We start from the raw sequence: 12,612 nt of genomic DNA on the forward strand, positions 1-12,612 counted from the left end.
TGATGTTTGAGCGTTTGCGTGAAGATATCCAGAGCGTATTCCATCGAGACCCGGCGGCGCGTAACGCTTTTGAAGTCCTGACCTGCTACCCCGGCATGCACGCCATCTGGATTCACCGTTTGTCGGCGATGTTGTGGCGCGCGGACCTGAAGTGGCTGGCGCGGCTGGTGTCGAACTTCGGTCGCTGGCTGACCGGGATCGAGATTCATCCGGGGGCCAAGGTCGGTCGTCGTTTCTTCATCGACCATGGCATGGGCATCGTCATCGGTGAAACTGCCGAGATCGGCGACGACGTCACTATTTACCAGGGCGTGACCCTGGGCGGCACCAGCTGGAACAAGGGCAAGCGGCATCCGACCCTGGGTGATGGCGTCGTGGTCGGGGCGGGCGCGAAGGTGCTCGGCCCGTTCACTGTCGGTGCCGGCGCCAAGGTGGGTTCCAATGCTGTCGTGACCAAGGAAGTGCCTCCGGGGGCGACCGTGGTCGGGATTCCGGGGCGGATCATCGTCAAATCCGACGAAGAGCAGGATGCCAAGCGCAAGGCCATGGCCGAGAAGATTGGTTTTGATGCCTACGGCGTGACTGAAGACATGCCTGACCCGGTGGCTCGCGCCATCAACCAGTTGCTCGACCACTTGCAGGCGGTCGATGGGCGTCTGGAGGGGATGTGCGGGGCGTTGAAGGATCTGGGCAGTAATTACTGTGCGAAAGATCTGCCTGAGCTGCGCGAAGAAGACTTCGCCTGCGTAAAAGATAAAGACCAGACCCAAGCCAGCTGACGCCTTTGTGTAGGAGCTGCCGAAGGCTGCGATCTTTTGATCTTGTTTTTTAAAAATCAAAGTCAAAAGATCGCAGCCTGCGGCAGCTCCTACAGGGGTCGGGGGTCGTATTTGGGTAATGGCGCTGCGCTAAGCGGTGTGCCATTAAGCCGCAGACCCTGCTATGATGCGCCCGCTCTTTGCGGGTAATCCCGACTAAAGTACTAGGTCTTATAGTTGACTTAAATACTCGGGAATTGCATACTCGCCTCATTCCGAACTCCGTGGTAATTGTCCATGCGACTGACTACAAAAGGCCGATACGCCGTGACCGCCATGCTTGACCTGGCGTTGCACGCGCAGCACGGGCCCGTGTCCCTGGCCGATATCTCCGAGCGCCAAGGCATCTCCCTGTCCTACCTCGAACAGCTTTTTGCCAAATTGCGCCGCAGCAATCTGGTGTCCAGCGTGCGTGGTCCGGGCGGTGGCTACCAATTGTCCCGCGACATGCAGGGCATCCAGGTCGCCCAGGTGATCGATGCGGTGAACGAATCGGTCGATGCCACCAAATGCCAGGGGCAGGGTGATTGCCATCAAGGCGACACCTGCCTGACCCACCACTTGTGGTGCGACCTGAGCCTGCAGATTCACGAATTTCTGAGCGGTATCAGCTTGGCTGACCTTGTGACTCGCCGTGAGGTGCAAGAAGTAGCCCAGCGTCAGGACCAGCGCCGTTGCAACAGCAAGGTGCCACGCCTGGACAAGATTGAAGCGTCCGCCGTCGAATGACAGCCAAAGAGCTAGCGGCACGCCAGCCAGCCTGATTTAGGAGATAGTCCATGAAATTGCCGATTTACCTTGATTACTCTGCGACCACCCCGGTTGATCCGCGTGTCGCGCAAAAGATGAGTGAATGCCTGCTGGTCGACGGAAACTTCGGTAACCCGGCGTCCCGTTCCCACGTGTTCGGCTGGAAAGCTGAAGAGTCCGTTGAAAACGCCCGTCGTCAGGTCGCCGACCTGGTCAACGCCGACCCGCGTGAAATCGTCTGGACCTCCGGTGCCACCGAATCCGACAACCTGGCAATCAAGGGTGCGGCACATTTCTACGCCACCAAAGGCAAGCACCTGATCACCACCAAGATCGAGCACAAGGCTGTCCTGGACACCATGCGCCAACTGGAGCGTGAAGGGTTCGAAGTGACCTACATCGAGCCTCGCACCGATGGCCTGGTAACGCCTGAGATGATCGAAGCCGAACTGCGCGACGACACCATCCTGGTTTCGGTCATGCACGTGAACAACGAAATCGGCACCATCAACGACATCGCAGCGATCGGCGAACTGCTCCGTTCCAAGGGCATCCTGTTCCACGTCGACGCCGCTCAGTCCACCGGCAAGGTCGAGATCGACCTGCAGAAGCTGAAAGTCGACATGATGTCGTTCTCCGCCCACAAGACCTACGGTCCTAAAGGCATTGGCGCCCTGTACGTAAGCCGCAAGCCGCGCGTACGTATCGAAGCGACCATGCACGGTGGCGGCCACGAACGTGGCATGCGTTCCGGCACCCTGGCGACCCACCAGATCGTCGGCATGGGCGAAGCGTTCCGCGTAGCCAAGGAAGACATGGCTGCCGAGAACGTGCGCATCAAGGCCCTGAGCGACCGTTTCTACAAGCAGGTCGAGCACCTGGAAGAGCTGTACGTCAACGGCAGCCTGACCGCCCGCGTTCCGCACAACCTGAACCTGAGCTTCAACTACGTTGAAGGCGAGTCGCTGATCATGGCGCTCAAGGATCTGGCGGTGTCGTCCGGTTCGGCCTGCACCTCGGCATCCCTTGAGCCTTCGTACGTACTGCGCGCCCTGGGCCGCAACGACGAACTGGCTCACAGCTCGATCCGTTTCACCTTCGGCCGTTTCACCACCGAAGAAGAAATCGACTACGCCGCGCAGAAAGTCTGCGAGGCCGTAACCAAGCTGCGCGCTCTGTCGCCGCTGTGGGACATGTACAAAGACGGCGTCGATATCTCGAAGATCGAGTGGGCGGCACACTAACGATAGAAGCCGCCGGATACAGGTCCTGTAGCAGCGCGGCGGTAAATGCAGCGCAACTACAGGGTCTCAAGAGCGGCCCTGATGAGTGAGGATTGAGAATCATGGCTTACAGCGAAAAGGTCATCGACCACTACGAAAACCCGCGCAACGTCGGCAAGATGGACGCGGAAGATCCTGATGTCGGCACCGGCATGGTCGGCGCTCCGGCGTGCGGCGACGTGATGCGCCTGCAGATCAAGGTCAACGACGCCGGCATCATCGAAGATGCCAAGTTCAAGACCTACGGCTGCGGTTCGGCTATCGCTTCCAGCTCCCTCGCCACCGAGTGGATGAAGGGCAAGACCCTGGACGAAGCGGAAACCATCAAGAACACCCAGCTGGCTGAAGAACTGGCCCTGCCGCCAGTGAAAATCCACTGCTCGGTACTCGCTGAAGACGCCATCAAGGCGGCTGTTCGCGACTACAAGCAGAAGAAAGGCTTGATCTAAGCATTTGGCGACGAGTAAGGAGTCAACGATGGCTATCAGCATGACAGAAGCGGCGGCCAAGCACGTGCGACGCTCCCTCGACGGGCGCGGCAAGGGTGAAGGGATTCGTCTGGGTGTTCGCACCACGGGCTGTTCCGGCCTTGCCTACGTGCTGGAGTTTGTCGACGAGGTGGTTGCTGAGGACCAGGTGTTCGAAAGTCATGGCGAAAAAGTGATTATCGACCCGAAAAGCCTGGCCTACCTGGACGGCACCGAACTCGATTTCGTCAAGGAAGGGTTGAACGAAGGCTTCAAGTTCAACAACCCCAACGTGCGCGGTGAATGTGGCTGCGGCGAAAGCTTCAACATCTGAGGCTTGTCGTGGGTACTCCTTGTCATTTCGCTTTATTCGAGCTGCAACCGAGTTTCGATCTGGATCTCGATCAGCTGGCTACGCGCTACCGTGAGTTGGCGCGCGGCGTTCATCCGGACCGCTTTGCAGACGCTTCCGAGCGCGAGCAGCGGCTGGCGCTGGAGCAATCCGCGAGCCTCAACGAGGCCTATCAGACGCTCAAGAGTCCACCCAAGCGCGCGCGTTACCTGCTCGCCTTGAATGGTGGCGAGCTGCCGCTGGAGGTCACGGTGCATGATCCGGAGTTCCTTCTGCAGCAGATGGAGCTGCGTGAAGAGCTCGAAGACCTGCAGGACAGCGCCGATCTCAATGGCGTTGCCGTCTTCAAGCGTCGCCTGAAGGCTGCCCAGGATGAACTGAACCAAAACTTCGCAGCTTGCTGGAACGATGCCGCGCAACGTGAACGGGCCGAACGCCTGATGCGGCGCATGCAGTTCCTCGACAAGCTCACCTACGAAGTGCGCCAGTTAGAAGAGCGCCTCGACGATTAACCCAGTGCCGCTCCGGTCGCACGCCTGATATACAGATAAGTCCTGATAACGATGGCCCTACTGCAGATCGCCGAACCCGGCCAAAGTCCTCAACCGCACCAGCGTCGTCTGGCTGTGGGGATCGACTTGGGCACTACCAATTCGCTGGTCGCTGCATTGCGCAGTGGACTTTCCGAGCCTCTGGCTGACGCGCAAGGGCGGGTTATCCTGCCGTCTGCCGTGCGCTATCACGCCGATCGCGTCGAGGTTGGCGAATCCGCCAAGCTGGCTGCCGCCACCGATCCCTTGAACACCGTGCTGTCGGTCAAGCGCTTGATGGGTCGGGGTCTGTCCGACGTCAAGCAATTGGGCGAGCAACTGCCCTACCGCTTTGTCGGCGGCGAGTCGCACATGCCGTTCATCGACACGATCCAGGGCCCGAAAAGCCCGGTCGAAGTGTCCGCCGATATCCTCAAGGTCCTGCGCCAGCGCGCCGAGGAAACCCTGGGTGGTGAACTGGTGGGAGCGGTGATCACCGTTCCGGCCTATTTCGACGACGCTCAGCGTCAAGCCACCAAGGACGCGGCCAAGCTGGCCGGCCTGAACGTGCTGCGTTTGCTCAATGAGCCGACCGCTGCTGCTGTGGCCTATGGTCTGGATCAGCATGCCGAAGGCCTGGTCGCCATTTACGACCTGGGCGGCGGTACCTTCGATATTTCGATTCTGCGCCTGACCGGCGGTGTCTTCGAAGTCCTGGCCACCGGCGGCGACAGCGCCCTGGGCGGCGATGACTTCGACCACGCGATCGCTGGCTGGATCATTGAGAGCGCCGGTCTGTCCGCCGACCTTGATCCAGGTGCGCAGCGCAACTTGCTGCAAACCGCCTGTGCGGCCAAGGAAGCCCTGACCAATGCGGCGGCCGTCGAAGTTGCCTATAGCGACTGGAAAGCCGAGCTGACCCGTGAAGCCTTCAATGCGCTGATCGAACCGATGGTCGCGCGCAGCCTCAAAGCCTGCCGTCGTGCGGTACGTGATTCCGGTATCGAGCTGGAAGACGTGCACGCCGTGGTCATGGTCGGTGGTTCGACTCGCGTGCCCCGCGTTCGCGAAGCCGTCGCCGAAGCGTTCGGTCGCCAGCCCCTGACTGAAATCGACCCGGATCAAGTGGTCGCCATCGGTGCTGCGATCCAGGCCGATACCCTGGCCGGTAACAAGCGCGATGGTGGCGAACTGCTGCTGCTCGACGTGATTCCGTTGTCTCTGGGCCTGGAAACCATGGGCGGCCTGATGGAGAAGGTGATTCCGCGCAACACCACCATCCCCGTCGCTCGCGCCCAGGACTTCACCACCTATAAAGATGGCCAGTCGGCCATGGCGATCCACGTGTTGCAGGGCGAGCGCGAGCTGATCAGCGACTGCCGCTCCCTGGCGCGCTTCGAACTGCGCGGTATCCCGGCAATGGTGGCAGGTGCGGCGAAGATTCGCGTGACCTTCCAGGTCGATGCCGACGGTCTGCTCAGTGTTTCCGCTCGCGAACTGGGTTCGGGCGTCGAAGCCAGCATTCAGGTCAAGCCGTCCTACGGCCTGACCGACGGCGAAATCGCCAAAATGCTCAAGGACTCGTTCCAGCACGCCAATGACGACAAGGTTGCCCGTGTGCTGCGCGAACAGCAGGTCGACGCCCAGCGTCTGATCGAGGCCGTGCAGGCCGCTCTGGAGGCCGATGGCGAGCGCTTGCTCGACGCCGAAGAGCGCCTGGTCATCGATCTGCAGGTGCAGGAGCTGACCGAACTGATGAAAGGTACCGATGGTTACGCCATCGAGCAGCAGACCAAGCGTCTGTCGCAAGTGACCGACGCCTTTGCTGCCCGCCGCCTGGACTCGACGGTGAAAGCCGCGCTGGCGGGGCGCAACCTGAATGAGATTGAGGAATAACGATGCCGCAGGTCATTTTTCTGCCACACGAGAAGTTTTGCCCCGAAGGCATGGTTGTTGAGGCTGAGACGGGGGTTTCCATCCTCGAACTGGCCCATGAGCACCACATCGAGATGGAAAGCGCCTGTGGCGGCGTCTGCGCCTGCACCACCTGCCACTGCATCATCCGCGAGGGTTTCGACTCGCTGGAAGAGGCCGACGAGCTGGAAGAAGACTACCTTGATAAAGCCTGGGGTCTTGAGCGCGAGTCCCGCCTGGGGTGCCAGGCCAAGGTCGGTACCGAAGACCTGACGGTCGAAATTCCGAAGTACTCGCTCAACCACGCCGCCGAAGCGCCGCACTGATTCAAGGAATTGTCATGAAACTCAAGTGGACTGATGTGCTGGAGATCGCGATCCAGCTGGCCGAAAGCAAGCCCGACGTGGACCCTATGTCGGTCAACTTCGTCGATCTGCGCAAATGGGTAATGGAATTACCCGATTTCGACGACATGCCTGAGCATTGTGGCGAAAAGATCCTGGAGGCCATTCAGGCCCACTGGATCGAAGAACGCGACTGAGCCACGCCGCAGGTTAGGCAATACCCAAGAACCCGCGTATAATTCGCGGGTTTAATTTTTCGTAAATTACCGTTTCTGGAGTTACACCATGGCTGTTCAACGTACTTTCTCCATCATCAAGCCTGACGCCGTTGCTAAAAACGTGATCGGCGAGATCACCACTCGTTTCGAAAAAGCCGGCCTGCGCGTTGTAGCTTCGAAACTGAAGCAACTGTCCAAAGCCGAAGCCGAAGGCTTCTACGCTGAGCACAGCGCTCGTGGTTTCTTCAACGACCTGGTTGCTTTCATGATCTCCGGTCCGGTTGTCGTTCAGGTTCTGGAAGGCGAAAACGCTATCGCTCTGAACCGTGAGCTGATGGGCGCTACCAACCCTAAAGAAGCTGCTGCCGGCACCATCCGTGCTGACTTCGCTGACTCCATCGACGCCAACGCCGTACACGGTTCGGACTCCGAAGCCGCTGCCGCTCGCGAAATCTCGTACTTCTTCGCAGCTACTGAAGTAACCACTCGCTAAGCATTGGCTTAAGAGTGAAGGTGAATCCATGACTACATCGACTGTAAAAACTAACCTGCTGGGTCTGACTCAGCTGGAAATGGAAAAATTCTTCGACTCAATCGGGGAGAAGCGTTTCCGTGCCGGTCAGGTAATGAAATGGATTCACCACTTTGGTGTCGATGATTTCGATGCCATGACGAACGTCAGCAAGGCCTTGCGCGAAAAGCTCAAGGCTGTTGCTGAGGTCCGTGGTCCGGAAGTGGTCAGCGAGGACATCTCCAGCGACGGCACCCGCAAGTGGGTGGTGCGCGTGGCGTCCGGCAGCTGCGTCGAGACCGTGTACATTCCCCAGGGCAAACGCGGCACCTTGTGCGTTTCGTCCCAGGCAGGCTGTGCCCTGGACTGCAGTTTCTGCTCCACCGGCAAGCAAGGCTTCAACAGCAACCTCACCGCCGCCGAAGTCATCGGCCAGGTGTGGATTGCCAACAAATCCTTTGGCAGCGTCCCGGCAACCGTCGACCGTGCCATCACCAACGTGGTGATGATGGGCATGGGTGAGCCGCTGCTGAACTTCGACAACGTCGTCGCGGCCATGCATCTGATGATGGACGACCTGGGCTACGGCATCTCCAAGCGCCGCGTGACCCTGTCGACCTCCGGCGTGGTACCGATGATCGATGAGCTGTCCAAGCACATCGACGTCTCCCTGGCGTTGTCCCTGCACGCACCGAATGACGCATTGCGTAACCAATTGGTGCCGATCAACAAGAAGTATCCGCTTAAGATGCTGCTCGAGTCGTGCCAGCGCTACATGTCGTCCCTGGGCGAAAAGCGTGTGCTGACCATCGAGTACACCTTGCTCAAGGACGTCAACGACAAGCTTGAGCACGCCGTGGAAATGATCGAGCTGCTCAAGAACATCCCGTGCAAGATCAATCTGATCCCGTTCAACCCGTTCCCGCATTCCGGGTACGAGCGTCCGAGCAACAACGCCATTCGTCGTTTCCAGGATCAGCTTCATCATGCCGGTTTCAACGTCACCGTCCGCACCACCCGTGGTGAAGACATCGACGCCGCCTGTGGTCAATTGGTAGGGCAGGTGCTGGATCGCACCCGTCGCAGCGAACGTTATATCGCCGTGCGTGAATTGAGCGCCGACAGCGATGTTGCTTCGAGCACTGCGAACAACAATTAAGAGAGGATCTCTATGTCCCTGCGCTTTGCGCTGCTTTTGCTGTTGGCCAGCCTGTGTGCTGGCTGCGTGCTTTCGGGTGATTACAATCCGATGAAGACCAGCAAGGGCCGTGATGAAGCGCGTGAGGCATACGTGCAGCTCGGTATCGGCTATTTGCAACAAGGCATGACCGAGCGCGCCAAGGTTCCGCTGAGAAAAGCCCTGGAACTCGATGGCTCCGACCCGGATGCCAACGCGGCGCTGGGGCTGGTGTTCCAGGCCGAGATGGAGCCGGAGTTGGCCGACGAGCATTTTCGCAAGGCACTGTCTTCCCGTCCGGGCGATGCACGAATCCTCAATAATTACGGCAGCTTTCTTTTCGAGCAGAAACGTTACACCGAAGCCTACGAGCGCTTTGAACAAGCCGCTGCCGATACGCTGTATCCTGAGCGTTCGCGGGTGTTCGAGAACCTGGGCATGACCGCTGCGATGCTCGGCCAGCGTGATCTGGCCCAGCAGCAACTGGAAAAAGCCCTGCGCCTGAACCGGCAACAACCTCGTGCATTGCTGGAAATGGCTGAGTTGTCTTACGAAGACAGGCATTATGTGCCCGCGCGAGATTATTACGACCGTTTCAGCCAGCTCTCCGAGCAAAATGCACGTAGTCTATTGCTCGGCGTTCGGCTGGCAAAAGTGTTCGAAGATCGCGACAAGGCTGCAAGTAAAGGCCTGCAACTAAAAAGACTCTATCCCGGTACGCCGGAATATCAGCAATACCTGTCGGAGCAATGATGAAAGCGGCGCATCCCGAAGTTGTAGCAGCGAATCGCGTTAATCCCGGTGAGACTTTGCGCCAGGCCCGCGAAAGCAATGGCTGGTCGCTGGCCGAAGTGGCCCTCAAGCTCAACCTCACCACCACTTCCTTGAGCAATCTGGAAGCCGGCGCTTTCGACAAGCTGCCCGGGCATACCTTTGCCCGTGGTTACATTCGCGCCTATGCCAAATTGCTCGGTATGGACCAGGCCGTTCTGGTCCAGCAATTCGATCAATCCACCGGTACCGATTCCCAGGGCAGCAATGTTCACAGCCTGGGTCGTATCGAAGAGCCGGTCCGGGTTTCCCACACCATTTTGCGAATCGTCAGCCTGCTGTTGCTGGTCGCGGTGATCGGTGGCGGTTTCGTCTGGTGGCAGGATCAGACCTCGATGCGCACCAAGGACCTGATCGGGCTGGCACCAGAGCACGTAGAAGTCGAAGGCGCCGACGGTACCACACAGATTCATCCGCTGGACGAGCCGGAAGACCAGGCCGTCGTGGAAGGTCAGACCGAAGGCGGAACTGCTCTCGCATTGCCACAGGCCGAGGCTCCGGCTGAAGCGCCGGAACAGGCTCAAGTGACTGCGCCGGCCGCCCCGGCAGCGCCGACCACGCCAGCCGCACCTGCGCACACTACCGCGCCCGTTGTCGCAGCGCCGGTGACCCCGGCAACTCCGGCTCCGGCAGCGCCTGCCGCCCCGGTCCCTGCGGTGACTGCACCGGTAGCCGCTGCGGCTCCTGCGCCAGCGCCTGCCGCACCGGTGGCCGGTCAAGGCCAGGTTCAGGTGCAGTTCACCTCCGATTGCTGGACACAAGTGACCGACGGTAGCGGCAAGGTGCTGTTCAGCGGTCTCAAACGCAAAGGCGACAGCCTGGCGGTCAATGGCAAACCACCGTTTTCCGTACGCCTGGGCTTTGCCCGTGGCGCCCAGGTCAGCTACAACGGCCAGCCAGTCGATGTCGCTCCGTTCACCAGTGGCGAGACTGCTCGCCTGAAGTTGGGTCAATAAGTCATGCACGGCGAATCTCCAATCAAACGTCGCGAATCCCGCAAGATCTGGGTCGGTAACGTGCCTGTTGGCGGCGATGCGCCTATCGCTGTGCAGAGCATGACCAACAGCGATACCAACGACGTCGCGGCCACGGTCGCGCAAATCAATCGCCTGGAAGCGGCCGGCGTCGATATCGTGCGGGTTTCCGTTCCGGACATGGACGCCGCCGAGGCCTTCGGCAAGATCAAGCAGTTGGTCAAAGTCCCCTTGGTCGCCGACATCCACTTCGACTACCGCATCGCGTTGCGCGTCGCCGAGCTGGGTGTCGATTGCCTGCGGATCAACCCGGGCAACATCGGTCGCGAAGACCGCGTGCGCGCGGTGGTCGATGCTGCCCGTGACCGCGGGATCCCGATCCGTATCGGCGTGAACGCCGGCTCCCTGGAAAAAGACCTGCAAAAGAAATACGGCGAGCCCACGCCAGCTGCGCTGGTCGAGTCTGCCTTGCGTCACGTCGAGCACCTTGAACGCCTGAACTTCCAGGACTTCAAGGTCAGCGTGAAAGCCTCCGACGTGTTCATGGCCGTCGAAGCGTACCGCCTGCTGGCCAAGGAAATCGTCCAGCCACTGCACCTGGGCATCACCGAAGCCGGTGGTTTGCGTTCAGGCACGGTGAAATCCGCCGTGGGCCTCGGTATGCTGCTCGCCGAAGGGATTGGCGATACTATCCGCATCTCGTTGGCGGCCGACCCGGTCGAGGAAGTGAAAGTCGGCTACGACATTCTCAAATCCCTGCACCTGCGTTCCCGTGGCATCAACTTCATCGCCTGCCCGAGCTGCTCGCGGCAGAACTTCGATGTGGTCAAGACCATGAACGAGCTGGAAGGGCGCCTCGAGGATTTGCTGGTGCCGCTGGATGTCGCGGTGATCGGTTGCGTGGTCAACGGCCCGGGCGAAGCCAAGGAAGCCCATATCGGCTTGACCGGCGGCACGCCAAACCTGATTTACATCGACGGCAAGCCGTCGCAGAAACTGACGAATGACAATCTGGTGGATGAGCTTGAACGCTTGATCCGTCAGAAAGCGGCCGAAAAGGTCGAAGCTGACGCTGCCGTAATTGCGCGCGGCTGAACCTGACTGAAGAGCCGAACGAATTTAAGGATTTAAAGTGAGCAAGTCATTGCAAGCCATTCGTGGCATGAACGACATCCTGCCCGAACAGACCCCCCTGTGGCGTCATTTCGAAGGCACGGTTTCGCGCCTGCTGGATAACTACGGTTACAAGCAGATCCGCATGCCGATCGTCGAGTTCACCGAGCTGTTCAAGCGCTCCATCGGTGAAGTGACCGACATCGTCGAAAAAGAGATGTACACCTTCGACGATCGCAACGGCGACTCCCTGACCCTGCGCCCTGAAGGCACAGCGGCCTGCGTGCGCGCGGTGCTGGAGCACGGCATCACCGGCGGTGGCCAGGTTCAGAAACTCTGGTACATCGGCCCGATGTTCCGCCACGAGCGTCCGCAGAAAGGCCGTTATCGTCAGTTCCACCAGATCGGTGTCGAAGTGTTCAACCTCGACGGTCCGGACATCGACGCCGAACTGATCGTGCTGACCTGGCGCCTGTGGGGCGAGCTGGGCATCCGCGATGCGGTAAAGCTCGAGCTCAACAGCCTGGGTACCAGCGAATCCCGCGGCCGTTATCGCGAAGCGCTGGTCGAATACCTCTCGGCGCACATGGACAAGCTCGACGAAGACAGCCAGCGTCGCCTGAAAACCAACCCGCTGCGGGTTCTTGATACCAAGAACGCCGACACCCAGGCGGTATTGGTCGATGCGCCGAAGATGGCCGACTACCTCGACGAAGAATCCCGCGTGCACTTCGAGGGCCTCAAGGCTCGCCTGGATGCCGCCGGCATTCCTTACGTGATCAACCCGAAGCTGGTTCGCGGGCTGGATTACTACAGCAAAACCGTTTTCGAATGGGTCACCGATAAACTCGGCGCCCAGGGCACCGTGTGTGCCGGTGGTCGTTACGACGGCCTGGTAGAGCAGATGGGCGGCAAGCCGACCGCCGGCGTTGGTTTTGCCATGGGCATCGAGCGCCTGGTGCTGTTGCTGGAAACCCTGGAGCAGATCCCGGAAGAGATCTCCCGGCAGGTTGACGTCTACCTCTGCGCCTTCGGTGAAGCCGCCGAGCTCGCCGGGCTGACCCTGGCGGAGCGCGTTCGTGACCAGTTGCCCAACCTGCGCCTGCAAGTGAATGCCGGCGCCGGCAGTTTCAAAAGCCAGTTCAAGAAGGCCGACAAGAGCGGTGCGCTGTACGCGCTGATCCTCGGTGACGACGAAATGGCCCAGCAAGTGGTAGGTTTCAAACCCCTGCGTGGCCAGGGCGAACAACAAAGCATTGCCTGGGATGCGCTTGCAGCGCACCTGGCCACCTGCGTCGTGCAGGGTTGAAGCTGTCTAAACAGCCGAATT

Annotated in this window: 15 protein-coding genes; all 15 read left to right on the plus strand. The window is 59.9% G+C overall.

The window, feature by feature from the left end:
• Nucleotides 1-2 precede the first annotated feature (2 nt).
• The 15 genes from cysE (at nt 3) to hisS (ending at nt 12,591) form a co-directional block, all read left to right on the plus strand.
• A complete protein-coding gene (cysE, locus tag AC3WJW_RS10670; protein WP_015093624.1) occupies nt 3-779 on the plus strand; it encodes a serine O-acetyltransferase in 777 nt (258 codons plus the stop codon).
• Between the two features lie 276 nt (nt 780-1,055).
• On the plus strand, nt 1,056-1,547 hold the full coding sequence (gene iscR, locus AC3WJW_RS10675) for a Fe-S cluster assembly transcriptional regulator IscR (RefSeq protein WP_007974010.1): 492 nt from the start codon (nt 1,056-1,058) through the stop codon (nt 1,545-1,547).
• A gap of 50 nt (nt 1,548-1,597) precedes the next feature.
• A complete protein-coding gene (locus AC3WJW_RS10680; RefSeq protein WP_008057730.1) occupies nt 1,598-2,812 on the plus strand; it encodes an IscS subfamily cysteine desulfurase in 1,215 nt (404 codons plus the stop codon).
• A gap of 101 nt (nt 2,813-2,913) precedes the next feature.
• Nucleotides 2,914-3,300: a Fe-S cluster assembly scaffold IscU gene (gene iscU / locus AC3WJW_RS10685; protein WP_007974006.1), complete on the plus strand. Its 387-nt coding sequence runs from the start codon at nt 2,914-2,916 to the stop codon at nt 3,298-3,300.
• 28 nt (nt 3,301-3,328) lie between these two features.
• Nucleotides 3,329-3,652, plus strand: coding sequence for an iron-sulfur cluster assembly protein IscA (gene iscA / locus AC3WJW_RS10690; protein WP_007974004.1), 324 nt, complete (start codon nt 3,329-3,331; stop codon nt 3,650-3,652).
• Nucleotides 3,653-3,660: 8 nt separating this feature from the next.
• The gene (hscB, locus tag AC3WJW_RS10695; protein WP_102699125.1) at nt 3,661-4,182 is read left to right on the plus strand and encodes a co-chaperone HscB; all 522 of its coding nucleotides are present in this window, start codon (nt 3,661-3,663) and stop codon (nt 4,180-4,182) included.
• A gap of 51 nt (nt 4,183-4,233) precedes the next feature.
• Nucleotides 4,234-6,096, plus strand: coding sequence for a Fe-S protein assembly chaperone HscA (hscA, locus tag AC3WJW_RS10700; RefSeq protein WP_493725965.1), 1,863 nt, complete (start codon nt 4,234-4,236; stop codon nt 6,094-6,096).
• A gap of 2 nt (nt 6,097-6,098) precedes the next feature.
• Nucleotides 6,099-6,440 carry an ISC system 2Fe-2S type ferredoxin gene (gene fdx / locus AC3WJW_RS10705; RefSeq protein ID WP_015093626.1) on the plus strand — a complete coding sequence of 114 codons (342 nt, stop codon included), beginning with the start codon at nt 6,099-6,101 and terminating at the stop codon, nt 6,438-6,440.
• A gap of 14 nt (nt 6,441-6,454) precedes the next feature.
• Entirely contained in the window at nt 6,455-6,655 is a 201-nt protein-coding gene (gene iscX, locus AC3WJW_RS10710) for a Fe-S cluster assembly protein IscX (RefSeq protein WP_007973999.1), read from the plus strand.
• 88 nt (nt 6,656-6,743) lie between these two features.
• On the plus strand, nt 6,744-7,169 hold the full coding sequence (gene ndk / locus AC3WJW_RS10715; RefSeq protein ID WP_007903599.1) for a nucleoside-diphosphate kinase: 426 nt from the start codon (nt 6,744-6,746) through the stop codon (nt 7,167-7,169).
• A 28-nt stretch (nt 7,170-7,197) separates the two neighbouring features.
• Nucleotides 7,198-8,346 (plus strand): dual-specificity RNA methyltransferase RlmN, encoded by a 1,149-nt coding sequence (gene rlmN, locus AC3WJW_RS10720; RefSeq protein ID WP_493725966.1) that lies wholly within the window; start codon nt 7,198-7,200, stop codon nt 8,344-8,346.
• Between the two features lie 12 nt (nt 8,347-8,358).
• The gene (pilW, locus tag AC3WJW_RS10725; protein ID WP_493725967.1) at nt 8,359-9,117 is read left to right on the plus strand and encodes a type IV pilus biogenesis/stability protein PilW; all 759 of its coding nucleotides are present in this window, start codon (nt 8,359-8,361) and stop codon (nt 9,115-9,117) included.
• A complete protein-coding gene (locus AC3WJW_RS10730) occupies nt 9,117-10,151 on the plus strand; it encodes a RodZ domain-containing protein (RefSeq protein ID WP_493725968.1) in 1,035 nt (344 codons plus the stop codon). The genes pilW and AC3WJW_RS10730 overlap by 1 nt, the downstream gene beginning before the upstream one ends.
• Before the next feature lie 3 nt (nt 10,152-10,154).
• Complete coding sequence (ispG, locus tag AC3WJW_RS10735) at nt 10,155-11,264, plus strand: flavodoxin-dependent (E)-4-hydroxy-3-methylbut-2-enyl-diphosphate synthase (RefSeq protein ID WP_003185136.1); 1,110 nt, start codon at nt 10,155-10,157, stop codon at nt 11,262-11,264.
• Between the two features lie 37 nt (nt 11,265-11,301).
• Complete coding sequence (gene hisS, locus AC3WJW_RS10740) at nt 11,302-12,591, plus strand: histidine--tRNA ligase (protein ID WP_007973994.1); 1,290 nt, start codon at nt 11,302-11,304, stop codon at nt 12,589-12,591.
• Nucleotides 12,592-12,612 lie beyond the last annotated feature (21 nt).

Source organism: Pseudomonas sp. GW821-FHT07G06 (assembly GCF_058986625.1).